Raw genomic sequence first — 24,511 nt, 5'->3', positions numbered from 1 at the left:
GGTTCCTTCTAAAGACTGATTACCCGCCGATGTAGGACAGGTTCTGAGTAATGCCGGTATTGCCCTGATGCAGGAAGTGGGTCTGCTTTTTGTGCGTCAGCGCTTCAGAAATGCGCGCTTCAAGCGCGGCCTGCTGCGCATCGTCTTCCAGCAGATCGCGAAGATCCACGCCACCGTCGCCAAACAGGCAGAGATGGAGTTTGCCGACGGAAGAGACGCGCAGGCGGTTGCAGCTGGCGCAGAAGTCTTTCTCATAGGGCATGATCAGGCCAATTTCGCCTTCGTAATCCGGGTGACAAAAGACCTGTGCCGGGCCGTCGCTGCGCTGGCGGATCTGGTGGATCCAGCCGCGTTTCAGCAGCTCGTCGCGCAACACCATGCCGGAAATATGGTGGCGGCGGAACAGTTCGCTGCCCTCGCCCGTTTCCATCAGCTCGATAAAACGCAGTTGAATGGGACGGGATTTAATCCACGCCAGAAAGGTATCGAGCTGATGATGGTTAACGTCGCGCATCAGCACCGTGTTGACTTTGACCTTTTCGAACCCGGCGGTAAACGCCGCATCGATGCCGTCCATCACCTGGCGGAACTTGTCCTGACCGGTAATGGCGTGAAACTGCCGGGCATCAAGGCTGTCCACGCTGACGTTGATCGCGGTTAAGCCAGCGTCGCGCCAGGTGGCCACGTCACGCGCCATGCGGTAACCGTTGGTGGTCACCGCGATCTGGCGGATGCGTTCGTTTTCGCGTACGGCGGCAATGATGTCGGGGAAATCGCGGCGCAGGGAGGGTTCTCCACCGGTCAGACGGACTTTTTCGGTACCGAGCTCCGAGAACGCACGCGTGACGCGGCGCACTTCATCCACGGAGAGAAAGCCATTATTGGTGACGCTGCCCGGCTTGTAGCCATCGGGCAGGCAGTAGGTGCAACGGAAGTTGCACACATCGGTAATCGACAGACGCAAGTAGTAAAACTTACGCGCGAAAGCATCAGTAAGTTGTGAAGCCATGTACACCTTTCCAGATCGGGAGGCACAGTCATTTCTTTCTGTACCCTGGTGGCAAATCCGCCACGGCCAAGGCGCCATATCATTCGACACAGGCGCCAGGGCTAGAGTGTATGTTTTCAGTTTTGAAAACGTGGTTATGGCGATAGTAGCGTGGAAATCGACACTCCGCCATTGTCGCTTTTCGCTATATAATTATGTATATAGCGATTCAGTCCTGCATTTTCGCTACAGAATACCTAAAAACCGCATTTTCGCATTGATATACGTCATTTTGCATTGGGTGAGGCATCGTCTTTTGGGGGTAGTTAGGTTACTGTTACGCGATCGAACGTGATAAGGAATACGTATGCGCAATCGCACTTTTGCGGATCTTGACCGAGTGGTCGCTCTTGGCGGAGGCCACGGCCTGGGCCGCGTCATGTCCTCTTTGTCGTCACTGGGCTCACGGCTGACAGGGATAGTGACAACCACCGACAACGGCGGCTCAACCGGGCGGATCAGGCGGGCTGAAGGCGGCATTGCCTGGGGAGATATGCGCAACTGCCTGAACCAGTTAATTACCGAGCCGAGCGTCGCGTCGGCGATGTTTGAGTACCGTTTTGGCGGCAATGGCGAACTTTCCGGGCATAACCTCGGAAATCTGATGTTAAAGGCGCTGGATCACCTGAGCGTACGGCCTCTGGAAGCCATCAACTTAATCCGTAATCTGCTCAAGGTGGATGCATTCCTGATCCCCATGTCTGAACAACCGGTTGACTTGATGGCAATCGATGCCGAAGGGCATGAAGTTTACGGCGAGGTGAATATTGACCAGCTCCTCCTGCCGCCAACGGAGTTGATGACCTATCCGAGCGTGCCCGCCACGCGAGAAGCGGTGGAGGCCATTGGTGAAGCGGATCTTATCCTGATCGGTCCAGGCAGTTTTTATACCAGCCTGATGCCCATTCTGCTGGTAAAAGAGCTGGCGCAGGCGCTGCGTCGCACCCCTGCCCCGATGGTCTATATCGGTAACCTGGGCCGTGAGCTGAGCCCGGCAGCGGCGAGCCTGTCGCTGGCGGACAAGCTGGACCTGATGGAGCAGTACGTCAGTAAGAAAATTATCGACGGTGTCGTGGTTGGGCCAAAAGTGGATGTGACAGGGATTGGCGATCGCGTGGTGGTGCAGGAGCCGCTGGAAGCCAGCGATATTAAATATCGTCACGACCGCCACCTGCTGCGCGAGGCGCTGGAGAAAGCGATTCAGGCGTTGGGTTAGGTTCGCTTTGTGCGGCCTGATGCCCTCACCCCAGCCCTCTCCCACGGGGAGAGGGGGAATACACGCCGCTTTACCTATGATGCCGCGATAAACAGATCCCGCAGCTGATGCAGCTGGTCGCGGATCTGCGCCGCCTCTTCAAACTCCAGGTTCTGGGCGTGCTGCATCATCTGCCCTTCCAGCTCGTGGATTTTCTGCTGCAGTGCCTTCGGCGTCAGTACGACGGTATCTTCTTCCACCACTGAACGCGCCTTGCCGCGGCCTTTCGCTTTGGTCTTCGCAATGTTCTGACCCAGTGCCAGAATATCCACCACCTTCTTGTTCAACCCCTGCGGCGTAATGCCGTGCTCTTCGTTGTAGCGCTGCTGCTTCTCGCGTCGGCGTTCCGTTTCGCCAATCGCTTTCGCCATCGACGGGGTGATTTTGTCGCCGTACAGAATCGCTTTCCCGTTGACGTTACGCGCGGCGCGGCCAATGGTCTGGATCAGGGAGCGTTCAGAGCGCAGGAAGCCCTCTTTATCGGCGTCCAGAATCGCCACCAGCGAAACTTCCGGCATATCCAGACCTTCTCGCAACAGGTTGATCCCCACCAGCACGTCAAACTCGCCCAGACGCAGATCGCGGATAATCTCCATGCGCTCCACGGTGTCGATATCCGAGTGCAGATAGCGCACCTTCTCACCGTGTTCTTCAAGATACTCGGTCAGGTCTTCCGCCATGCGCTTGGTGAGCGTCGTCACCAGCACGCGCTCGTTGATGGCGGAACGGGCGCGGATCTCAGAGAGCAGATCGTCCACCTGGGTCGCCACCGGGCGCACTTCGATAATCGGGTCCAGCAGCCCTGTCGGACGGACCACCTGATCGATCACCTCATCGCCGGATTTTTCCAGCTCGTAGTTGCCCGGCGTGGCCGACACGTAGATGGTCTGCGGCGCCAGCGCCTCAAACTCTTCAAACTTCATCGGACGGTTATCCAGCGCTGACGGCAGGCGGAAGCCGTACTCCACCAGCGTCTCTTTACGCGCGCGGTCGCCGCGGTACATCCCGCCGATCTGCGGGATCGTGACGTGGGATTCGTCGATCACCAGCAGACCGTCGGCCGGAAGGTAGTCAAACAGCGTCGGCGGTGGCTCGCCCGGCCCGCGCCCGGAGAGGAAGCGCGAGTAGTTTTCGATACCCGAGCAGTAGCCCAGCTCGTTCATCATCTCCAGATCGAACTGGGTGCGCTGGCTCAGGCGCTGCTCTTCCAGCAGCTTATTGTTAGCCAGAAGCACCTTACGGCGCTCTGCAAGCTCCTCTTTGATCTCTTCCATCGCCTGCACGATACGCTCTCGTGGCGTCACGTAGTGCGTTTTAGGGTAGATGGTAAAACGCTGTATCACCGACTCAACGTGGCCGGTCAGCGGGTCGAACAGTGACAAACGCTCGACCTCTTCGTCAAACAGCTCGACGCGCAGCGCCATATCGTCCGATTCCGCCGGGAAGATGTCGATCACCTCACCACGCACGCGGAACGTCCCGCGCTGGAAGGCCTGGTCATTACGGGTGTACTGCAGCTCGGCCAGACGGCGCAAAATTGCGCGCTGATCGATGATCATCCCCTGCGTCAGGTGCAGCATCATCTTCAGATAGAGATCCGGATCGCCCAGGCCGTAAATCGCCGAAACAGACGCGACCACAACCACATCGCGACGCTCAAGCAGCGCCTTGGTCGCCGACAGTCGCATCTGTTCGATGTGTTCGTTCACCGAAGCATCTTTCTCGATGAAGGTATCAGAGCTCGGCACATAGGCTTCCGGCTGGTAGTAATCGTAGTAGGAGACAAAATACTCCACCGCGTTTTCCGGGAAGAACTCTTTCATCTCGCCGTAAAGCTGTGCCGCGAGGGTTTTATTGGGTGCAAGCACCATCGTGGGGCGCTGCAGGTCAGCGATCACGTTGGCGACAGTAAACGTTTTGCCCGAGCCGGTTACCCCCAGCAACGTCTGGTGCGCCAGCCCGTCTTCCAGCCCTTCTTTAAGACGACGGATCGCCTCAGGCTGATCGCCAGAGGGGCGGAAAGCAGAATTCAGTTTGAACGGTTTACTCATGGGCGACGACCTGATGACGTTATAAGCGGCAGGTGAGTAATTTTACTCGTTGTTGCCAGGAATGCCAGTAAAAAACACTGGATGAAAAACCAGTAGCGTGTCAGGATATTTAGCGTAGCGGCGGAGTCATTAGCGCGTTAGCGGACAAAATTTAGGCTCTGACGAGATAAAAAACCAGCCAGGTTGGGTTATCCCCAGAATTTTTTCTTTTTTAACATTTGTCAAGCCAGGTAATGATAGTTTTATGGCAACGAGTGACACTTTCATTACGGTAATTGCTTTTATCTAAGCAATTAAATTTTAAACGATATTTTCTAAAGCCGCGTTTCGCGTCAATTTGGGCGAAAGCCGCGTCTTCTCTCGCTTATCGCGTGTTTTCTAACTCTAATGCACATGGTTATCCACAGGAATAGTGGATAACTGCTTCCAGCCCGTGTAGACCGCCGCTCAGCAAATTCCCGGATTTTCCCACGAGGCGGCAACAAAAAATTTTTATAGCTCTTTTTTGACGATAAACAGTTGAGTCATTCATAACCAACAGATGCGATCCTGCTCACATTTCAGCCATTTTTCGTCCTGCACCACAACTCACCATTCCCGGCACCGTCGATGTGCAAGCCACGCGTTTTTACCCTGCTCTCCTGTGGCTTATTCCTAAAAAAGTCGTTTTTTTAATCGATTTCAGGTTTCTGGCAAGCGTTTTGCAGCTTCACGTCAGGCCTATCCCTACGCATTTTTAAGGAGAGAAAGATGTTGAGTCTGCGTGCAGTGAATCAGTTTTACGGAAGCCAACATACGCTATGGAACGTGAATTTGGATTTTCCGCAAGGGATGTGTACAGGCGTCATAGGCCTGCCGGGGATGGGCAAAACCACCCTGATGAACTGTATTACCGGAAACATCCCCGTCGAAAGCGGCACGATTATCTGGCATGAAGCGGGCGCACCGCCGCGTGATTTGCTCAGCCCGGCACCGGAACAACGTTCAGAGCCGGGAATAGGCTATGTGCCGCAGGACAGGCGTATTTTCTCTCAACTGACGATTGAGGAGAATCTGCATATTGCCATGCGGGCGATGGGGAAACCCGACCCGGCGGCGAAAAGCGACGTATACGATCTGTTCCCGGAACTCTACGCGCGACGTCAGACGCGGGGCAATGCCCTTTCGCCAGAGGATCAGTATCAGCTTGCCCTGGCGAATGCACTGGTCAACCGCCCGCGGATGCTGATTCTGGATGAGCCTACTCATGGGGCAGGACACGGATTTGCCCAGAAGCTGGCGCAGCTGCTGGTGCGCTTAAACCGGGAGTTAGGCATGACGGTGCTGCTGGCGGAGCAGCAGCTGTCGTTTATCCGCCGGGTGGCGGATCGGTTTTGCATGCTTTATCGCGGGCGTAACGTGGCTCAGGGCCACGTTAGCGAGCTGAACGATGAGCTTATCGCCCACTGGATGTCGCGGGAAGCAAGACGCTGAGGTCGAGATAACGCCCGGTTTCGGCCTGCTCAGCATCGCCAGCAATCCAGGGGATTTCCCCGAGGAACGGTGCCGGGAGCACGCGCTTGAGGGTCGCCAGATACTCCTGATGCCGCCTGCCCGGCGCAACCACGTCGTTGGCTATCCAGCCTGCCAGCGTCAGCCCTGCCTGCTGAACGGCCTGCGCCGTCAGCATGGCGTGATTGATGCAGCCCAGCTTCACGCCGACGACCAGAATGACCGGAAGCCGCTCGGCCTGCACCCAGTCAGCAAAGGTCTGCGTGTCCGAAAGCGGCGTAAACCAGCCTCCTGCGCCTTCCACCAGCACCCAGTCGGCCTGGCTTTCCAGCGTCCGTAACCCGGCAGACAGCACGGCGAAATCAATTGGACGGCCTTCGTCAGCGCTGATAATGTGCGGCGACGTCGGCTCGGCAAAGGTATAGGGGTTCACCGCCGAATAGGCAAGCTCAAGGCTACTGTTACGCTGGAGCGCCAGCGCGTCGGTGTTGCGTAACCCTTCCGCCGTCATCTCGCTGCCGGAAGCTACGGGCTTATATCCGGCGGTGTTTTTTCCGAGCCGTCGTGCCGCCTGCAGCAGCGCAGCGCTGGCAACCGTTTTGCCCACTTCCGTATCCGTGCCGGTAACAAAATAACGTTCAGTCACGTTCGATAATCCCATGAAAAAGTTGATAAGAGAGCGGGAAAAGGCCCCGCTGCTGCGGCCAGGCCAGCTCCAGGCGTTGCAGCTGCCCCCGGGTCAGCGGTTTTTTCTCCCGCCCGGCGTGCAGGTGCGTGGCGCCGATGCCCTTCAGAGAGCGCATGGCGCTGAACGCGTCGCTAAAATTAAGCGTGATGGTTTGCACCGTGCTGCGACAGCGCAAGCCAGCCAGCGCCTGCGTCACCTGCTCATACGATAAAAAGCGGTTCGCGTGCGGCTGCTCATCCACCGCTTTCCACGCCTGATTCAGCTCCGGCAGCGAACTTTCCAGCAAGGTGGTAAAGGCCACCTTTCCGCCCGGTCGTGCGACGCGATAAAGCTCGCGTAACGCCTGCGGCAGGCTGCTGCACCACTGCACCGCCAGATGGCTCCAGACCAGATCGAACTGCGCGTCCGCCAGCGGGATCGCCTCGATATCGGCCACTACATAGTGGTGCGCAGCCTGCTGCTGGCGCGCCTCGTCCAGCATGGCGGGCGACAGGTCGATGGCTGTCACCTCGCTCCCCGCCTCGCGCCAGTAGCGGCTGTTGCTGCCGGGACCACAGCCGGCGTCCAGCACCTGCGGGAAGCGGTTCTCGCCAAGCGCGGCCAGAAGCCCCTGCGCGCTCTGGCGCTGGAGTTCATCGTGCTGCGAATAGCTCCGCGCGGCCCGGCCAAACGCCGCCGCAACGGCCTGCTTATTCACCGGCATCATGAAGCGCCTCCAGCAGCGTCTGGATATCCTGCGCCTCATGCGCCGCCGTCAGGGTTAAGCGCAGACGCGCGGTGCCCGGCGGAACGGTTGGCGGACGAATGGCCGTTACCCACATCCCCCGCTCGCGCAGCGCCTGGGCCAGCGCCAGCGCGCGGCCATTTTCGCCGACAATCACGGGCTGGATGGCGCTCTGCGAATCGGGACTCTGGAAGGGAAGCGCCGCCAGTCCCTGACGGAAGCAGGAGATGTGTTCTGCCAGCTGCTGACGGCGTTCATCCCCTTCTGCGCTGCGGATCACCGCCAGCGACGCCGACAGCGCCACGGCCTGCGCCGGGGGCATGCTGGTGCTGTAGATGAGGTGACGGGCAAACTGCAGCAGATAGTCGGCGACAGATTCGCTGCACAGCACGGCGGCGCCGCTGACGCCAAAGCCTTTGCCAAAGGTAACCACCAGCAGTTCCGGCTTCACGTTTTGTTGATGGGCGCTGCCGCGTCCTTCATCTCCCATCACCCCAGTACCGTGAGCATCATCGACCAGCAGCCAGGCGTTTTGCCGCTTTGCGGCCTCGTGAAGCGCGGCAAGCGGCGCACTGTCGCCGTCCATGCTGAACACCCCTTCCGTGACTGCCAGCTGTTGCCCGTCGCAGGGTTTGTCCAGCAGCGAGGCGAGCTGTGACGCATCGTTATGGGCAAAACGCCGCAGCTGCGCCGGACTTAAGTTTGCCGCTTCCAGCAGCGAGGCGTGGCTTAAACGGTCGGCGACAATGCGGTCCTCTTTCCCCATCATGGCCGCGATGACCGCCTGATTGGCGGCAAAGCCGGACATAAACAGCAGCGCACGCGGGTAGCCCAGCCAGTCGGCCAGCTCTTCCTCCAGCGCCTGATGCGCCGTGGTGTATCCGCTGACGTGCCCCGAGCCACCGCTGCCCACGCCAAATCGCTCCGCGCCCTGCTGCCAGGCGCGGATAATGGCCGGATGCTGGCTCAGCCCGAGATAGTCGTTGCTGGAGAAATTACAAAACTGCCGTCCCTCGCGGGTCAGAAAACGGCCCGCGCCGTTTTCCACCACTCTGCGAACGCGAAACGCCTCTGCCGCCCGGCGTTCTTCCAGCGCGGCATTAATCCGTGCCTGCCAGGTCATACGGCTGCCGCGTTGTAGAACTGGTCGGTATCGGCGTTGAGAATCTGCTGCTCCAGCTGCTGCTGTTGCTCGTTATCGCCCGTCAGCACCCCGGTCTGGTGCGGGTTCAGCCCCAGCTTGCGGAACAGCTGGACGTCTTTGTCCTCTTCCGGGTTCGGCGTGGTCAGCAGCTTGCAGCCGTAGAAGATGGAGTTGGCGCCGGCCATAAAGCACATTGCCTGAGTTTGCTCGTTCATCTGCTCGCGACCGGCAGAAAGGCGGACGTAAGAGGTTGGCATCATGATGCGCGCCACTGCGATGGTGCGGATAAAATCAAACGCATCCACATCCTCGTTATCCGCCAGCGGCGTGCCCTTGACCTTCACCAGCATGTTGATGGGCACGCTTTCCGGCGGGGTCGGCAGGTTCGCCAGCTGCAGCAGCAGGCCCGCGCGGTCTTTCACCGTTTCGCCTAAGCCCACGATGCCGCCGGAGCAGACCTTGATCCCTGCATCACGCACTTTGTCCAGCGTATCCAGACGCTCCTGATAGGTGCGAGTGGTGATGATGTTGCCGTAAAATTCCGGGGAGGTGTCCAGGTTGTGGTTGTAGTAGTCCAGCCCCGCGGCCGAGAGGCGCTGCGCCTGCTCCTCGTTGAGCGTGCCGAGGGTCATGCAGGCTTCGAGGCCCATCTCCTTCACGCCCTTCACCATCTGCTCCAGATAGGGCATGTCGCGGTCATGTGGATTCTTCCACGCGGCGCCCATGCAGAAGCGGGTTGAGCCCGCGTTTTTGGCCTTGCGCGCGGAGTCGAGCACCTGCTCCACTTCCATCAGACGCTCGGATTCGAGACCGGTTTTGTAGCGCGCGCTCTGCGGGCAATATTTGCAGTCTTCGGGGCAGGCGCCGGTCTTGATCGACAGCAGCGTGCTGACCTGAACATGGCGAGGATCGAAGTGCTGACGATGCACCTGTTGCGCTTCAAACATCAGCTCAAGGAAAGGTTTATTGAATAATTCAGTAACTTGCGACATCGTCCAGCGTGCGTGGTGAGCCATTGGGCTTCTCCAAAGGGTTTTGTTAATTTTCGGTTCGGTTTATACTCGTAAACCTAAAACTTTTCAAAATGGTTTACAAGTCGATTATGACCCAGGACGATCTCGCCTTCGACAAGCAGCATATCTGGCACCCTTACACCTCCACTACCCGCCCCCTTCCCGTCTATCCGGTAGCCTCTGCCCACGGCTGCGAGCTGCATCTCGCCAGCGGCGAGCGGCTGGTTGACGGAATGTCCTCCTGGTGGGCGGCCATTCACGGATACAACCATCCGCGCCTGAACGCGGCGATGAAGGCCCAGATTGACCAGATGTCGCATGTGATGTTTGGCGGGATCACCCATCAGCCCGCGGTGGATTTATGCCGCCGTCTGGTGGCGATGACGCCTGAATCGCTGGAGTGCGTTTTCCTGGCCGATTCCGGCTCGGTGGCGGTGGAAGTGGCGATGAAGATGGCGCTGCAGTACTGGCATGCGAAGGGCGAAACGCGCCAGCGGTTCCTCACCTTCCGCAACGGCTATCACGGGGATACCTTCGGGGCGATGTCGGTCTGCGATCCGGACAACTCCATGCACAGCCTGTGGAAGGGGTATCTGCCAGAAAACCTGTTTGCCCCTGCGCCGCAAAGCCGCTTCGACGGCGAATGGAACGAGATGGACATGGTGGGCTTCGCGCGGCTGATGGCGGCACATCGCCATGAAATCGCCGCCGTTATTCTCGAACCGATCGTGCAGGGCGCGGGCGGAATGCGGATGTACCATCCGGAATGGCTGAGGCGCATCCGCAAGATGTGCGACCGCGAGGGCATTCTGCTGATTGCCGACGAAATTGCCACCGGCTTTGGCCGCACCGGCAAGCTGTTTGCCTGCGAACACGCGGGTATCGCCCCGGATATTCTGTGCCTCGGCAAAGCGCTGACCGGCGGCACCATGACGCTCTCCGCCACCCTCACCACTCGTCAGGTTGCCGACACCATCAGCGACGGCGAGGCGGGCTGCTTTATGCACGGCCCAACGTTTATGGGCAACCCGCTGGCCTGCGCCGTGGCAAGCGAAAGCCTCGCCATTCTGGAGAGCGGCGAGTGGCAGACGCAGGTCGCGGCGATTGAGGCACAGCTGAAAGGAGAGCTGAGCGCCGCCTCGGGAGCGAATTTTGTGGCGGACGTGCGCGTGCTCGGTGCCATCGGGGTGATTGAAACCACCCGCCCGGTGAACATGGCGGCGCTGCAGCGCTTCTTCGTTGAGCAGGGCGTCTGGGTGCGGCCTTTCGGCAAGCTTATCTACCTGATGCCGCCGTACAGCATTACGCCGGAGCAGCTGCGTAAATTAACCGACGCGGTCGTAACAGCCGTTAACATTCCCGCGCATTTCGCGATTTAATCCCATGCGTTACACTTCCTGAACGAGTGAATAACGAGGGTAAACCGTATGAAAATCATCAGTAAAGATCTGCGCGACGGTGAAAAACTCCCGGAACGCCACGTTTTCAACGGCATGGGCTATCAGGGGGATAATATCTCCCCGCACCTGGCGTGGGACGACGTTCCTGCAGGAACCAAAAGCTTTGTCGTGACCTGCTACGACCCGGACGCGCCGACCGGCTCGGGCTGGTGGCACTGGGTTGTGGCGAACCTGCCCGCCGACACGCGCGTGCTGCCGCAGGGTTCCGGTTCAGACCTGGTTGCCCTGCCTGAAGGTGCCATTCAGACGCGCACTGACTTTGGTAAAGCGGGCTACGGCGGCGCGGCGCCGCCAAAAGGGGAAACCCACCGCTATATCTTCACGGTGCACGCGCTGGATGTGGAGAAGATTGAGGTCGATGAAGGGGCGAGCGGCGCGATGGTCGGGTTTAACGTGCATTTCCATTCCCTGGGGAGCGCGTCGATTACGGCGATGTATTCCTGAAAAAAGCCGGGTGGCGGCTACGCCTTACCCGGCCTGGATCTCGCATTCGTAGGCCCGGTAAGCGCAGCGCCGCCGGGCAAAACATCACAGCACCGAAGGTAGCAGTCCTACAAGGCGTCCCTCTTCCAGAAGCTGCATCGCCTTATCAATATCCGGCGCAAAGAAGCGGTCATCATCGTAATGCGTGACGTGCTCGCGCAGCACATGGCGCGCCTGCTCCAGCAGCGGGCTGGATTTAAGCCCTTCGCGCAGATCGATACCCTGACACGCCGCCAGCCACTCCACCGCCAGCACGCCGCGGGTGTTGGAGGCCATCTCCCACAGACGACGCCCAGCAGCCGGGGCCATCGAAACGTGATCTTCCTGATTCGCCGAGGTTGGCAGGCTGTCCACGCTGTGCGGGTGCGACAGCGCCTTGTTCTCACTTGCCAGCGCTGCGGCCGTCACCTGAGCGATCATAAAGCCTGAGTTAACCCCGCCGTTACGCACCAGGAATGGGGGCAGCTGGGACATGTGTTTATCCATCATCAGCGCGATGCGGCGCTCCGACAACGCCCCGACTTCGGCAATCGCCAGCGCGATATTATCCGCCGCCATCGCCACCGGCTCGGCGTGGAAGTTGCCCCCGGAGACCACCTCGTTTTCCTCGGCGAATACCAGCGGGTTGTCGGAGACCGCATTGGCCTCCACCAGCAGCACCTCTGCTGCCTGGCGCAGCTGCGTCAGGCACGCGCCCATCACCTGCGGCTGACAGCGCAGAGAATACGGATCCTGTACCTTCTCGCAGTTATGGTGTGAATCCGCAATCTCACTCGTGTCGGTGAGCACGTGGCGGTACATGGCGGCGGCATCAATCTGCCCGCGCTGGCCGCGCACCGCGTGAATACGCGCGTCAAACGGACGACGCGAGCCGAGCACCGCCTCGGTGGTCAGCGCACCGCACACCACCGCGGAGGCGAAGAGATCTTCCGCTTCAAACAGGCCGCGCAGCGCGAAGGCCGTCGACGCCTGCGTGCCGTTGAGCAGCGCCAGCCCCTCTTTTGCCGCGAGGGTGATTGGCGTTAAGCCGGCTTTTGCCAGTGCTTCTTTCGCAGGGAGCCACTCGCCCTGCCAGCGCGCTTTGCCCTCACCCAGCAGCAGCAGCGACATGTGCGCCAGCGGAGCGAGATCGCCGGAGGCACCGACGGAACCTTTTGCCGGGATCCACGGATAGACTTCTGCATTCACCAGGGCCATCAGCGCCTGGATCACGCTCAGGCGAATGCCCGAGAAACCGCGCGCCAGGCTGTTGATTTTGAGCACCATCATCAGACGGACAATCTCATCATCCAGCGGCTGGCCGACGCCTGCCGCGTGCGACAGCACCAGCGAACGCTGTAAGTTTTCCAGATCGTGCGTGGCGATGCGGGTCTGCGCCAGCAGGCCAAAGCCGGTGTTAATCCCGTAGGCGGTGCGCCCTTCGGCAACAATCGCTTCTACACAGGCGACGCTGTCGTTTATCGCGGCGTGGGCGCTTTCATCAAGTGAAAGGGTGACCGGCTGGCGCCAGATGTTACGCAGCTGTTTGAGCGTCAGCGAGCCGGGAGTGAGTGTTAACGCGTTCATGCATGCTTTCCTTGTGTGGCAGGGATCATCGGCAGGTTCAGTCCCTGCTCTTTGGCACAGTCAATGGCAATCTCGTAACCCGCATCCGCGTGACGCATCACGCCGGTTGCCGGGTCGTTGTGCAGCACGCGGGCGATGCGCGCGGCCGCTTCATCGGTTCCGTCACAGACAATGACCATACCTGAGTGCTGGGAGAAGCCCATCCCGACGCCGCCGCCGTGGTGCAGCGAGACCCAGGTGGCGCCGCTGGCGGTATTCAGCAGGGCATTAAGCAATGGCCAGTCGGAGACCGCGTCAGATCCGTCGCGCATGGCTTCGGTTTCACGGTTTGGGCTGGCGACGGAACCGGAGTCCAGGTGGTCGCGGCCGATCACAATCGGCGCGGAGACCTCGCCGCTGCGCACCATTTCGTTAAAGGCGAGGCCCAGCTTTTGCCGCCACTCGAGCCCTACCCAGCAGATGCGCGCCGGCAGGCCCTGGAAGCTGATGCGTTCGCGAGCCATATCCAGCCAGTGGTGCAGGTGTTCGTCGTCGGCGACGATCTCCTTCACTTTGGCGTCGGTTTTGTAGATATCCTGCGGATCGCCGGACAAGGCCACCCAGCGGAACGGGCCGATGCCGCGGCAGAACAGCGGACGGATATAGGCAGGCACGAAGCCGGGGAAATCGAAGGCGTTATTCACGCCCATCTCTTTCGCCATCTGGCGGATGTTGTTGCCGTAGTCAAAGGTTGGAATACCCAACTGGCTGAAGGCCAGCATCGCGGAGACGTGTTCCGCCATCGAACGCTTAGCCGCCAGTACCGTGCCTTCAGGGTCGGTTTCCGCTTTTTGCTGGTAGTCTTCCCACGTCCAGCCTTTCGGCAGGTAACCGTGCAGCGGGTCATGGGCGCTGGTCTGGTCGGTGACCAGGTCCGGACGCACGCCGCGGGCAACCAGCTCCGGCAGAATATCCGCCGCGTTGCCGCACAGGGCAATCGACACCGCTTTGCCTTCAGCGGTGTACTTTTTGATGCGCGCCAGCGCGTCATCGAGGTTGTCGGCCTGTTCATCGACGTAACGGGTGCGCAAACGGAAATCAATGCGGCTCTGCTGGCATTCAATGTTCAGCGAGCACGCGCCGGCCAGCGTGGCGGCCAGCGGCTGCGCGCCGCCCATCCCGCCCAGACCGGCGGTAAGTACCCAGCGCCCCTTCAGCGAGCCGTTATAATGCTGACGCCCCGCTTCCACGAAGGTTTCGTAGGTGCCCTGCACAATCCCCTGGCTACCGATGTAGATCCAGCTCCCGGCGGTCATCTGGCCATACATCGCCAGCCCTTTCGCGTCCAGCTCGTTGAAGTGTTCCCAGGTGGCCCAGTGGGGCACGATGTTAGAGTTGGCGATCAGCACGCGCGGCGCGTTCTTGTGGGTTTTAAACACGCCAACCGGCTTGCCGGACTGCACCAGCAGGGTTTCGTCGTTTTCGAGTTCGGTCAGGGATTTTACAATTGCGTCATAGCATTCCCAGTTGCGTGCGGCGCGGCCTATGCCGCCGTAGACCACCAGTTCGTGGGGGTTTTCCGCCACCTCAGGATCAAGGTTGTTCATCAACATGCGCAGCGGGGCTTCGGTGAGCCAGCTTTTGGCAGTAAGCGTGGTGCCGCGCGCGGCGCGGACGTCCTGCTGGCGGTATTTACCTGACGACATTGTGTGCTCCTCATAAGGGACAGATGATGCATTTAGATATACTTGTATAGACAAGCACACACAAGGTCGGATTTAACAAAAAAGATACAATTTTGTTATATTGCGTTAGCGATCACGCTTATAAAACTTATGACATAAAGTGGCCCTGCAGCCGGTAACGGTTCCCCGGGAAAAGCAGTCGGGCATGCGACACGATATGCGATGATGACCAGGTACGACGGCGGATCAGCAGGCACGGATCGTGTTCTTTAATGCGCAACAGCTCGCACTCCTGCGGCGTCGCGCGTACGGCCTCTACAATGTGCTCCCCTTCCGTGAGCGGTGCGACGAGCGAGAGATACGCGTGCGGCGTGGTGTGGGTGTAATCCTGGTTCAGGTATTCCGGTATCCGCTCTGCGTTGACGCAGCGATCTTCAATCTGCACCGGAATGTCGTTTTCAAAATGCACCATCACAGAGTGGAAGATGCGGCTACCCTCTTTGACATTTAGCTCAACGGCCTGCTCGGCGCTGGCCTGGGTCTCTTCCAGCACCAGCACTTCGCAGCGGTGCTGATGATTACGCGAGGTTATCTCATCGGCAATGCTGCGGATTTCAAACAGGGCAGATTGCCCTTTCGGTTCCGCCACGAACGTCCCCACGCCCTGCAGGCGCACCAGAAGTCCTTCGTCGGTGAGCTCGCGCAGCGCCCGGTTGACGGTCATCCGGCTAAAACCGAACTGCGCCACCAGCTCGGCCTCCGATGGAATGCGATCGTGCGGGCGCCAGACGCCGGTAGCAATCTTTTCGCTGATCGCCTGCTTCACCTTTTCATAGAAAGGCGCGGGCGGGCTCGGTTGCGGCAGGGGTGAGCGTGAAAACATCGTGACTCCTTTAATAGTGTTATGCCCACCAGTGAGCAATTTGCCAGGCCAGACGGGCGGCGAGCTTTGCGCCCTGTCCGTCCCGATCGTATTGCGGGTTAAACTCTACCAGATCGGCGGCCTGCAGCTTACCGCTGCGGCAGATTTGTTCAATAACCGGCATTAGATCCATTGCCGGGACGCCTAACGCCGCAGGGGCGGAAACGGCAGGCATTTCGCCCGCGGGCAGGACGTCCAGATCGATCGTCAGATAGATACGATCGGCCTGCGCCAGCACCTTTTCCAGCGCCGATAATGCCTCGCGTCTGAAATGAAGATCCTCCACCAGCGTGACGTTCAGGCGTTCGGCCTCATCCCACAGTGCCTGGGTGTTCGCCGCGCGGCTGACGCCGAAGCAGGCGTAGCGAAACTCGCGCCCGCATTCATCGCAGTATTGAGCCAGCTGACGAAACGGCGTACCGGACGTCGCCCGGTCGGCCTTGCGCAGGTCGAGATGCGCATCCAGGTTTATCACCGCCACGCGCTCGCCGGGGAACGCATCCAGAACACCCCGTCCATGCGCCCAGGCGGTTTCATGCCCGCCGCCAAACACCAGCGTGCGCATCCCGGTCTGCTGGCAGGCCGTCACGGCATCGCTTAACGCCCGCTGCGCGGGTTCAAGCTCATCGCTTTCAACGTACACCGAGCCCATATCCGCCAGCCGTTCGTGTCCCTGATGGCTTGCCATATTCGCCAGCGCTTTGCGCAGAATATCAGGGGCCTGCGCGGCGCCGGGCCTGCCCTGATTGCGTTTAACCCCTGCATCGCATTCAAAGCCTATCAGCGCGATGCCGGATGAAAGCGGCGTGAACAGCGCCTGCTGTTGGATAGTCTGGAAAATGCGCGTTGCATTGCTGGCTTCGGCGCTGTCGTCTCGCCCCTGCCAGACCGTTTCGGCGACGGGCCGCCATAACTTCATACTGCCTCCCCACGGAAAATACGTTGATACAGCGGATTGCGTCCCGGCTCGTAGACCATCTCTACCGGATGGTGAGCATCCCAGACGATAAAATCAGCGACAAACCCCGGCTGCAGCTGCCCGTGCGTTGCGCCGCGGCCCAGCGCCTGCGCCGCATGCCGCGTGACGCCAGCCCAGGCCTCTTCAGGGGTGAGGCCAAACTGGACGCAGGCCATATTCATCGCCAGGTGCAGGCTGGCAAACGGGCTGGTGCCGGGGTTATAGTCGGTGGCGACGGCCATCGGCACACCACGTTTTCGGAGCTGATCAACCGGCGGACGCTGGCGTTCCTGCAGAAAATAGAACGCGCCGGGGAGCAGTACCGCAACCGTACCGCTTTGCGCCATCGCCTGAATGCCCGCGTCGTCGAGATATTCGATATGATCGGCCGACAGTCCGTTATATTGGCTGACCAGCGCCGCTCCGCCCTGATTCGACAGCTGTTCAACATGCCCTTTCACCGGAATACCGAGCGCGGCGGCGGCCTGGAAGAGGCGCTCGGTTTGCGACGGGGTAAAGCCGACGTTTTCACAAAACACGTCTACTGCTTCATATAACTCTTTTTGCCACAGCGTGGGTAGGATCTGCTCACAGACCAGCGTGAGGTACGCATCCGGATCCTGTCGGTATTCCGGCGGAACCGCATGGGCCGCCAGCAGCGTTGGGCTGATATCAACCGGGTTATTGAGGCTCAGCTGGCGGGCAACCTGCAGCATCTTCTCTTCGGCCTCGGCGTTGAGTCCGTATCCCGATTTGATTTCAACGGTCGTTACACCTTCATTCATCAGACGCTGGAGCCGCTGCTGCGCCAGTTTCAGCAGGGTTTCCAGGGAACTGCTGCGCGTTGCCGTCACGGTGGCGTTAATCCCGCCCCCCTGAGCGCTGATGGTCTGGTAAGAGACGCCGTTCAGACGCTGTTCCCACTCCGCCGCGCGGTCGCCGCCAAATACCAGATGGGTATGGCAGTCAATCAGGCCAGGCGTGACCAGACGTCCCTCAAGATCGATGACGTGACGGTGTCCGGAAGGAAGGTCAGATTCAGGAAGCACGGCAAGGATAGTTTGGCCACGCACGACCAGCGCGTGCTGCTCTTTCAGGCCATAAGGCGCGGATGTACCGGGAACCATTGTTGCCAGGCGCGCATTTCGCCATATAACATCGTCAGGTTGAAGCTGCATGGGCATTCCACTTGTCATGGGTTGTATAGACATTTATTTGCATCCTTCGTCTGCTGTCAACCGCCTTAAGGGAAAATGTTATTTATTTGTGATGACTTTCCCGTCACCTCCGGGCAAAAAATACAACTTTTACCCTTTTTATCTTCCCGTTTCGCTCAACTTAGTATAAAAAAGCAGGCTATTTCGTCTATCCCGTAAAGACTTGCATACCCAGGAGCTTCACCTTGAACATTTCCAGGATTTCCCGTCTGGCGTTAGCGCTCGCCTTTGGCGTGACATTATCCGCATGCAGTTCTACACCACCGGATCAGCGTCCTTCTGAGCAGGTAGCGCCCGGTAACGCCTCCCGCCCGATTTTGTCCGCGGATGAAGCGAAGAATTTCGACCGCGCCCATTACTTCTCGGCGATGGATCCTAACGCCGCGCCGTGGACACCGTCTTCTATTAACCTGCCTAAACAGCCTGACTTCGTTGTTGGCCCGGCTGGCGCGCAGGGCGTAACGCATACCACTATCCAGGCAGCGGTTGACGCGGCAATCACTAAACACAGCGCGTCTCGCCAGTACATCGCGATCCTGCCGGGTGAATACGAAGGCACCGTGTATGTTCCGGCGGCTCCTGGCAGCATTACGATTTACGGTCTGGGTGAAAAAGCCATCGACGTAAAAATCGGCCTGGCGATTGATTCCGAAATCGACAGCACCGCCTGGCGTCACCTGGTGAACCCGGCAGGCAAATATATGCCGGGCAAACCGGCGTGGTATATGTTTGATAACTGCCAGAGCAAGCGTTCCGCCACCATTGGTGTGATGTGCTCGGCGGTGTTCTGGTCGCAGAATAATGGCCTGCAACTGCAGAACCTGACCATTCAGAATACCCTGGGTGACAGCGTGGATGCCGGTAACCATCAGGCCGTGGCGCTGCGTAGCGACGGCGATAAGGTGCAGATTAACAACGTCAATATTCTGGGCCGTCAGAACACCTTCTTCGTGACCAACAGCGGCGTACAGAACACGCTGCAGAACAACCGTCTGACCCGCACGCTGGTGACCAACAGCTACGTTGAAGGTGACGTGGATCTGGTGTCCGGTCGCGGCGCGGTGGTGTTTGATAACACCGATTTCCGCGTGGTGAATTCCCGTACCCAGCAGGAAGGCTATGTGTTTGCTCCGGCAACCCAGTCTAACCTGTTTTACGGCTTCCTGGCCGTGAACAGCCGCTTTAACGCGGCCGGTGACGGCGTGGCGCAGCTGGGCCGCTCCCTGGACATGGACTCTGCGACCAACGGCCAGGTCGTTATTCGCGACAGCGTGATCAACGAAGGCTTTAACGTGGCGAAGCCGTGGGCTGATGCGGCTGTCTCCAAACGTCCGTTCTCCGGCAACACTGGTGCGGTGGACGATAAAGGAAACGTGCAGCGCAACCTGAACGATGCTAGCTTCAACCGCATGTGGGAATACAACAACCGCGGTCTGGGCAGCAACGTGGTTGCTGAGCCGAAGCAGTAACGAGATGAGAGTAAAAGGGGGAGTTTAATCCCCCTTTTTACTGCGACTGAATGCGTCAGGCTCCAAACTTAAGATACGCATCCAATAGTTGCATAATCGCAACCATGAGTTGCAGGAACAGAATTGCCCATTCCACACCGCTCATACGCCACTCCTTTGGTATAGAGCACTTCTCCTCTGGTTTACCTTTCCGCTGCCTGTCACCAGAGGTGTGTTGGTTATGTTTTGATGTGCTCCGCAGTTTAGGCACCGTCGGCACCACCCGACAGCCAGGACTTAAAAAGGATCCTGAATTGCGGAATTGCAACACATCGAACCAACGCACAGAATGATATCAAATCACTACTGTACATAAAAACAGTTAAAACCAATTTAGGAATTTATAAAGCAAAAGCACTTAAGTGTCTGATTATTATTTATATACTATTCACCGATCATTCCGTGTTCTCCTTTGTTCGTTGACGATGAATTTACATCGCCTTGAGTCGACATTATGATGGCCCTGTTGGTTACGTTTTGATGTGCTCACCCGGCTACCACCGGGCATAAAAAAACCTCGCATTCGCGAGGTTTTTTGTTTTAAGCCGCTTAGTGCGCGTTAACCACCACCCACATTGGCCCCTGACCTACCGCATAGCGTCCTTTCTCTTCCAGCAGGCCCTGCTCGCCTTTGATTTCATACAGCGCGATGTGGTGGGATTTCTGTCCCGCCGCAATCAGGTATTTACCGCTGTGATCGATATTAAAGCCGCGCGGCTGGGTTTCCGTTGGCTGGAAGCCCTCAATAGCCAGCACGCTGCCATCTTCGGAGACGCTAAACACGGTAATCAGGCTGGAGGTGCGGTCGCAGGCGTACAGATGGCGACCATCCGGCGTGATGTGAATATCTGCCGCCCAGCGAGTGTCAGAGAAGTCAGATGGCATCATATCCAGCGTCTGCACGCATTCAATCTGGCCGTTTGGATCTTTCAGCTCCCATACGTCCACCGAGCTGTTCAGTTCGTTAACGACGTAGGCATACTGCTGGTTCGGGTGGAATACCATATGGCGAGGACCTGCGCCCTCAACGGTGGTGACTTCAGCAGGATTCTGCGCCACCAGGTGACCATCGTCGCTCAGGGTGAACAGGCAGATACGATCCTGCTTCAGCGCAGGCACCCACAGCGTGCGGTTGTCCGGGGAGATATTCGCCGAATGGCAGCCTTCCAGCCCTTCCACCACGTCGACAGTTTCTACCGGAATACCATCGTCAAGACGGGTCACGCTGACGCAACCGGCATTGTAAGAACCGCTAAAAATGAAGCGTCCTTTACGATCGGTCGAGATGTGGGTTGGGCTGCCCGGCAGTGGCGCTTCAGCGGTGTAGGTCAGCGCGCCGTCGTCAGGAGAGATGCGGTAGGCCAGCACGCGAAACTCCGGGCGCACACCCACGTATAAGAAACGTTTATCCGGGCTGACGACCATCGGTTGCACCTGGCCCGGCACATCAACAACCTGAACCAGCGTGAGCGAACCTTCTGCATTCAAGCGCCAGACGTGGATCTGCTGACTTTCAGGACTGGCGGTATAAACGGTTTGTTTCATGAATACTCCTTTCCTCACTGCACGTGAAAGTGATTATTTTTAACGGTGAATGCTGAATTTTAGCCAGGAATTTTGCAGCGATTTACTCTCGGTGTAACATCCCCTGAGACCTAAAATTCAACATTAACCCGGAAGAACAAATGACATCGCGTGTGATTGCACTGGATTTAGACGGAACATTACTTACCCCTCAGAAAACCCTGCTCCCCTCCTCCCTTGAAGCGCTTAAACGCGCGCAGGAAGTGGGATATCAACTCCTTATCGTAACGGGTCGTCATCACGTTGCCATTCACCCTTTTTATCAGGCACTGGCGCTGGATACACCTGCAATTTGTTGTAATGGCACTTATTTGAGTAACGGCTAAAGTAAACAAACAAATTACCATTACAAAAAGCATGGTTAATATCTTCTCGCCAATGCTGTAAATCTATCCTCACTGTGACCGTTTGACGTACCTGATTTGCGGTGTACTATCGGAAAACATTTACCCCAAATCACAGTGAACCACATGAACCATAAAGTAATAGCCCTTGATCTAGATGGAACCTTGCTAACCCCCGAAAAAAAGATTCTGCCTGAGTCCATAACAGCACTACAGAAAGCCCGTGAATCTGGAGCACAAGTAGTTATTGTGACCGGACGGCATTTTGTAGCCATCCATCCTTTTTATCAGGCATTAGCCCTTAATACACCCGCTATCTGTTGTAACGGTGCTTTATTGTACGATTACAGCAATAAAACAGTACTAACCGCTGATCCACTGTTACCCGAACAAGCTAGCCAGTTAGTTGATCTGCTTGATAGTTACAATGTTCATAGCTTGATGTATGCCGATGATGCCATGTACTACCAAGTACCAACCGGACATATTACCCGTACAGAAAATTGGGCTAAATCCCTACCAGAATCACAACGCCCAACTTTCACCCAAGTACCCTCACTACGTAGGGCTGTTGAAGATGTTAATTCTATCTGGAAGTTTGCCCTGACTGATACCGATACGCTGAAATTAGAGACATTCACAAAGGTAGTTGAGAGAGAACTAGCTCTGACTTGTGAATGGTCGTGGCATGATCAAGTTGATATCGCACAAACTGGAAACAGCAAAGGAAAACGATTAGAACAATGGGTAAACTCACAGGGTTTATCTATGAATCAGGTTATTGCCTTTGGTGATAACTTCAATGATTTAAGTATGCTACAAAGTGCTGGTTTAGGTGTGGCAATGGGTAACGCCGTTGATGAAGTGAAAGCCTGTGCTGATTTGGTTATTGGTGACAATACTGTAGCAGGAATAGCTAAAGTGATTAATCAGTACTTTGTGAATGTGCCTGAAAGTGAAATTTTATAATATAGAGGGAATAACTATGACTGAATCAGAATTTTTTAAAAAGTATCCAACAAAAGATTTTGATTTGAATCGTGTACACCGTAAAGAAGGTGGTTTTCAAGATTCAATTGAAGTAATTACTTATGAAGTTGTTGACAAAAAAACCAAAGAAGTAGTAGCTACAGTTAAAAGAACTGAAGTAAATGAACGACGTAAAGAACCTGAAATTTTTTGGGAATAAAAGAAAAGCCTGTACAACCTGTACAGGCTTCATAAGCGTCAAAAGTTTGTGCCATCATAATCTACTAGCACGCTTTCACATATCACCTTTGTACCGTTCCATTCATCCTTATATATGCTCGTATCGATCCCTACCCCAGGATGGAGTGTATACCCCGTATCATTAACAAACTTCTGGTACTTAGCTGTCTGTACTGAAGCGTCATAGTACCTATGTCCAGAGTACTTGAACCCTGCTGAACCTTGCGGAACAATCCATGCCCCATAGGATGAGAAAGTACTCGCATGTTCAATCACCTTGTATTCAAACTCTGAGCCTTTATAACGGCCTGTATACGCTTCTGATGTGTTGATCTTTCCGAATGGTGGATTGCCATAGGCAACCTGATAGAAACGGTCTGGTGAGTACTGGAGAGCGTCACCAATGACCCATTCTGCCTCTGGTAGTACCCTCTTCCCGATCATTACGTACTCTGGATTTAGTTCAACACAGGTAATGTGTGTTGGGTTGTTTCTTAAGTACTGGTAGTAGCTGAGGCGACCTATACCCGCACATAGTTCGATACAGTCAGCAGTACACCCAGCATCAAGTATGAAATCCCATGCAAGCATTTCAGGGGTAAAGAAAGCACCAGTAGCCCCTATACCATCACCCTGATAGTTATTGAGAATGAATTCTTTATCATCTTGTGATAGTTGTTTATCTGAGTGAACTAGCTCCATTACCCTATTATGATTTGTAGATTCTCTTTTTGTGACTCTTGCCATAAAATACCCTTTTTTAAATTCTTGGGGTATTTATGGATAATATTTTGGGCTGGACTGTATTTGTACTTAAGGCTACATTTTATACAGTAGTACTATGTGGCATTTCTTATACTATATTAGCATATACTTCACTACCAGTTGCATTAGGTGTTGTATCACTATCAATGACTATTCTACCTGGTACTGATTTTGTAAAAGAAAAAATTCAATATATAAACTCCCCAAATGGTAAAGCTGATATCTGGGGTGCGGCATGTATTGCTCTAAGTATTATTGCTGTTATCTATGGTGTGTTTACTGACCAGATCAAAGGTAATGATACCATTGCCTATTTGGTAACACTGGCGATTTTGATAGTTATAATGCTTATTTCTGCATTCACAAAAAAAGCCCCATAAGGGGCTTTAAATTAGCTACCACCAACCATGATAAGCAAGACTTGCATAAGTTGACCTAGTGGCACTTGGATCACGACGATTCCAAACGCGTCTAGTACTGGTACGATAATCCAGTTGTAGAGAATGATTAGGGTGATCACGAAACCAAGGGCATTACGCCAATGAAATGATACTTTTTCTATCTCTTCCTTGTTTACTTCAATCTGCCCTTCGGCATTAGTAGTTTGTACATCTTTAGCTATGGTTTGTTTCTTTAGAAAGAAGTCCATCCCCTTAGATATTAGTTCTGCGATAATGCTAAACATTATAGTTCCTTTTGGCAAATATACGACATTACGCGGTGTCCTTTATATACCTGCTGGAAAGAAGTAAGTACGGTTACAGTACTTTTACCATCGATTAGATCTACAGTTAGTACATCACCATTATTAACATTTGGTGTTTTAGTCAATTCAAAACTGAATGCAATTAAATCACCTTTAGCCTTATCAACTTGTTTCTTAATCATCTTACCTGATAGTGCTTTATCATATGGTAGTGTAACACTCACTGGTTGAATGCTTTGGAAAGCAAAGCTATCTAGTACTGTATAGTCATAACATGGGAATTGTTCTAAGTAGTTCATTTTTATCTCCAACGGTAGTTAAACGTACCGCGTAATGTTCGTAGTTGTTTTATTACTTTTTTTTCTGTGTCGTCATAGAAATCAAACAATGGTTTTCTTCCTACACTTCCATAGTACCCAACTACCCTTTTCTTACGTGCCATTACTGGATCGCGTTTGCTAGAGTTTTTGGAAGTGTCAATAAGATACTCTTTCCCGTTCTTACTCTTCACTCGTTTGTATTTATCCTTGTTCTTTAATTGTGATATGTTTCCCTGCTTGGTCAACCTAGCATTTTTATATGGAACCACTTTGTATTCATGTTTACGAACATAGTTAGGATCAATAACGTTCTTTAGGTAGTCTGCCTGATCTGGCATAACTATAATCTGATTAATACTAGTAAAACCATTTGGTTTATAGAAGTTAAACT

24 protein-coding genes, 2 pseudogenes and 1 riboswitch are annotated in these 24,511 nt (G+C 55.8%); of the genes and pseudogenes, 9 read left to right on the top strand and 17 right to left on the bottom strand.

The features are described 5' to 3' along the window. Nucleotides 1-19 precede the first annotated feature (19 nt). Nucleotides 20-1,009 carry a GTP 3',8-cyclase MoaA gene (gene moaA, locus IM273_RS03590; RefSeq protein ID WP_088204427.1) on the bottom strand — a complete coding sequence of 330 codons (990 nt, stop codon included), beginning with the start codon at nt 1,007-1,009 and terminating at the stop codon, nt 20-22. Continuing rightward, nucleotides 997-1,130: riboswitch (molybdenum cofactor riboswitch) on the bottom strand. (Overlaps the previous gene by 13 nt.) A gap of 225 nt (nt 1,131-1,355) precedes the next feature. On the opposite strand from moaA, the gene yvcK reads away from it, so the two are divergent. Then, nucleotides 1,356-2,264: a uridine diphosphate-N-acetylglucosamine-binding protein YvcK gene (yvcK, locus tag IM273_RS03585; RefSeq protein WP_193050319.1), complete on the top strand. Its 909-nt coding sequence runs from the start codon at nt 1,356-1,358 to the stop codon at nt 2,262-2,264. Nucleotides 2,265-2,338: 74 nt separating this feature from the next. On the opposite strand, the gene uvrB is transcribed toward yvcK, so the two are convergent. Further along, a complete protein-coding gene (gene uvrB, locus IM273_RS03580) occupies nt 2,339-4,354 on the bottom strand; it encodes an excinuclease ABC subunit UvrB (protein ID WP_028012419.1) in 2,016 nt (671 codons plus the stop codon). Nucleotides 4,355-5,104: 750 nt separating this feature from the next. On the opposite strand from uvrB, the gene IM273_RS03575 reads away from it, so the two are divergent. Further along, nucleotides 5,105-5,827 (top strand): ABC transporter ATP-binding protein, encoded by a 723-nt coding sequence (locus IM273_RS03575; protein ID WP_193050318.1) that lies wholly within the window; start codon nt 5,105-5,107, stop codon nt 5,825-5,827. Here IM273_RS03575 and bioD read toward each other — a convergent pair. From bioD to bioB, 4 genes are read right to left on the bottom strand one after another with little or no spacing between them, the layout of a single operon-like run. Further along, nucleotides 5,790-6,491 carry a dethiobiotin synthase gene (gene bioD, locus IM273_RS03570; protein ID WP_028012417.1) on the bottom strand — a complete coding sequence of 234 codons (702 nt, stop codon included), beginning with the start codon at nt 6,489-6,491 and terminating at the stop codon, nt 5,790-5,792. The genes IM273_RS03575 and bioD overlap by 38 nt on opposite strands. Then, nucleotides 6,484-7,239: a malonyl-ACP O-methyltransferase BioC gene (gene bioC / locus IM273_RS03565; protein WP_028012416.1), complete on the bottom strand. Its 756-nt coding sequence runs from the start codon at nt 7,237-7,239 to the stop codon at nt 6,484-6,486. Before bioC ends, bioD begins: the two co-directional genes overlap by 8 nt. Beyond that, nucleotides 7,223-8,380 (bottom strand): 8-amino-7-oxononanoate synthase, encoded by a 1,158-nt coding sequence (bioF, locus tag IM273_RS03560; RefSeq protein ID WP_193050317.1) that lies wholly within the window; start codon nt 8,378-8,380, stop codon nt 7,223-7,225. Before bioF ends, bioC begins: the two co-directional genes overlap by 17 nt. Then, a complete protein-coding gene (gene bioB, locus IM273_RS03555) occupies nt 8,377-9,417 on the bottom strand; it encodes a biotin synthase BioB (RefSeq protein WP_028012414.1) in 1,041 nt (346 codons plus the stop codon). The genes bioF and bioB overlap by 4 nt, the downstream gene beginning before the upstream one ends. A 68-nt stretch (nt 9,418-9,485) precedes the next feature. Between bioB and bioA the strand changes: the two genes are divergently transcribed. Together bioA and IM273_RS03545 are read left to right on the top strand one after the other, a co-directional pair. Then, nucleotides 9,486-10,793, top strand: coding sequence for an adenosylmethionine--8-amino-7-oxononanoate transaminase (bioA, locus tag IM273_RS03550; RefSeq protein ID WP_088204423.1), 1,308 nt, complete (start codon nt 9,486-9,488; stop codon nt 10,791-10,793). Between the two features lie 48 nt (nt 10,794-10,841). After that, a complete protein-coding gene (locus tag IM273_RS03545; protein WP_028012412.1) occupies nt 10,842-11,318 on the top strand; it encodes a kinase inhibitor in 477 nt (158 codons plus the stop codon). A gap of 84 nt (nt 11,319-11,402) precedes the next feature. Here IM273_RS03545 and hutH read toward each other — a convergent pair whose 3' ends face one another. The 5 genes from hutH to hutI all read right to left on the bottom strand — a co-directional run bounded on the left by hutH (nt 11,403) and on the right by hutI (nt 17,645). Further along, entirely contained in the window at nt 11,403-12,923 is a 1,521-nt protein-coding gene (hutH, locus tag IM273_RS03540; protein WP_028012411.1) for a histidine ammonia-lyase, read from the bottom strand. Further along, complete coding sequence (gene hutU / locus IM273_RS03535) at nt 12,920-14,608, bottom strand: urocanate hydratase (protein ID WP_193050316.1); 1,689 nt, start codon at nt 14,606-14,608, stop codon at nt 12,920-12,922. Before hutU ends, hutH begins: the two co-directional genes overlap by 4 nt. Nucleotides 14,609-14,735: 127 nt before the next feature. Next, nucleotides 14,736-15,470, bottom strand: coding sequence for a histidine utilization repressor (locus IM273_RS03530; RefSeq protein WP_047367758.1), 735 nt, complete (start codon nt 15,468-15,470; stop codon nt 14,736-14,738). A 19-nt stretch (nt 15,471-15,489) separates the two neighbouring features. After that, on the bottom strand, nt 15,490-16,428 hold the full coding sequence (gene hutG, locus IM273_RS03525) for a formimidoylglutamase (protein ID WP_193050315.1): 939 nt from the start codon (nt 16,426-16,428) through the stop codon (nt 15,490-15,492). Then, nucleotides 16,425-17,645 (bottom strand): imidazolonepropionase, encoded by a 1,221-nt coding sequence (hutI, locus tag IM273_RS03520; RefSeq protein ID WP_226841092.1) that lies wholly within the window; start codon nt 17,643-17,645, stop codon nt 16,425-16,427. The genes hutG and hutI overlap by 4 nt, the downstream gene beginning before the upstream one ends. 224 nt (nt 17,646-17,869) lie before the next feature. Between hutI and IM273_RS03515 the strand changes: the two genes are divergently transcribed. Continuing rightward, complete coding sequence (locus tag IM273_RS03515) at nt 17,870-19,153, top strand: putative acyl-CoA thioester hydrolase (protein WP_193050313.1); 1,284 nt, start codon at nt 17,870-17,872, stop codon at nt 19,151-19,153. A 55-nt stretch (nt 19,154-19,208) separates the two neighbouring features. On the opposite strand, the gene tisB is transcribed toward IM273_RS03515, so the two are convergent. Both tisB and pgl read right to left on the bottom strand, forming a co-directional pair. Continuing rightward, the gene (gene tisB, locus IM273_RS03510) at nt 19,209-19,298 is read right to left on the bottom strand and encodes a type I toxin-antitoxin system toxin TisB (RefSeq protein ID WP_023332440.1); all 90 of its coding nucleotides are present in this window, start codon (nt 19,296-19,298) and stop codon (nt 19,209-19,211) included. 443 nt (nt 19,299-19,741) lie between these two features. Next, nucleotides 19,742-20,737, bottom strand: coding sequence for a 6-phosphogluconolactonase (gene pgl, locus IM273_RS03505; RefSeq protein ID WP_041910746.1), 996 nt, complete (start codon nt 20,735-20,737; stop codon nt 19,742-19,744). A 140-nt stretch (nt 20,738-20,877) separates the two neighbouring features. On the opposite strand from pgl, the pseudogene IM273_RS03500 reads away from it, so the two are divergent. The 3 genes and pseudogenes from IM273_RS03500 to IM273_RS03490 all read left to right on the top strand — a co-directional run. Further along, nucleotides 20,878-21,090 (top strand): annotated as a pseudogene (locus tag IM273_RS03500) (HAD-IIB family hydrolase); the annotation flags it as partial. A gap of 156 nt (nt 21,091-21,246) precedes the next feature. Further along, nucleotides 21,247-22,089: a pyridoxal phosphatase gene (locus IM273_RS03495; RefSeq protein WP_193050311.1), complete on the top strand. Its 843-nt coding sequence runs from the start codon at nt 21,247-21,249 to the stop codon at nt 22,087-22,089. A gap of 16 nt (nt 22,090-22,105) precedes the next feature. Then, nucleotides 22,106-22,309: a hypothetical protein gene (locus IM273_RS03490; RefSeq protein ID WP_193050309.1), complete on the top strand. Its 204-nt coding sequence runs from the start codon at nt 22,106-22,108 to the stop codon at nt 22,307-22,309. A 38-nt stretch (nt 22,310-22,347) separates the two neighbouring features. On the opposite strand, the gene IM273_RS03485 is transcribed toward IM273_RS03490, so the two are convergent. Then, nucleotides 22,348-23,076 (bottom strand): methyltransferase, encoded by a 729-nt coding sequence (locus IM273_RS03485; protein WP_193055534.1) that lies wholly within the window; start codon nt 23,074-23,076, stop codon nt 22,348-22,350. Nucleotides 23,077-23,108: 32 nt separating this feature from the next. Between IM273_RS03485 and IM273_RS03480 the strand changes: the two genes are divergently transcribed. Continuing rightward, nucleotides 23,109-23,474 (top strand): hypothetical protein, encoded by a 366-nt coding sequence (locus IM273_RS03480; RefSeq protein ID WP_193055533.1) that lies wholly within the window; start codon nt 23,109-23,111, stop codon nt 23,472-23,474. Between the two features lie 11 nt (nt 23,475-23,485). On the opposite strand, the gene IM273_RS03475 is transcribed toward IM273_RS03480, so the two are convergent. The 3 genes and pseudogenes from IM273_RS03475 to IM273_RS03465 form a co-directional block, all read right to left on the bottom strand. Further along, nucleotides 23,486-23,779: a 3TM-type holin gene (locus IM273_RS03475; RefSeq protein WP_063432159.1), complete on the bottom strand. Its 294-nt coding sequence runs from the start codon at nt 23,777-23,779 to the stop codon at nt 23,486-23,488. Beyond that, nucleotides 23,779-24,099 (bottom strand): hypothetical protein, encoded by a 321-nt coding sequence (locus IM273_RS03470; protein WP_050861058.1) that lies wholly within the window; start codon nt 24,097-24,099, stop codon nt 23,779-23,781. Before IM273_RS03470 ends, IM273_RS03475 begins: the two co-directional genes overlap by 1 nt. A 2-nt stretch (nt 24,100-24,101) precedes the next feature. Next, nucleotides 24,102-24,511, bottom strand: a pseudogene (locus IM273_RS03465) (hypothetical protein); the annotation flags it as partial.

This window comes from Enterobacter cloacae complex sp. P13B (assembly GCF_014895915.1).
Lineage (GTDB): Bacteria > Pseudomonadota > Gammaproteobacteria > Enterobacterales > Enterobacteriaceae > Enterobacter > Enterobacter bugandensis.
Note: the sequence above shows the minus strand (reverse complement) of the source record. Positions and strands in the feature narration are given on the sequence as shown.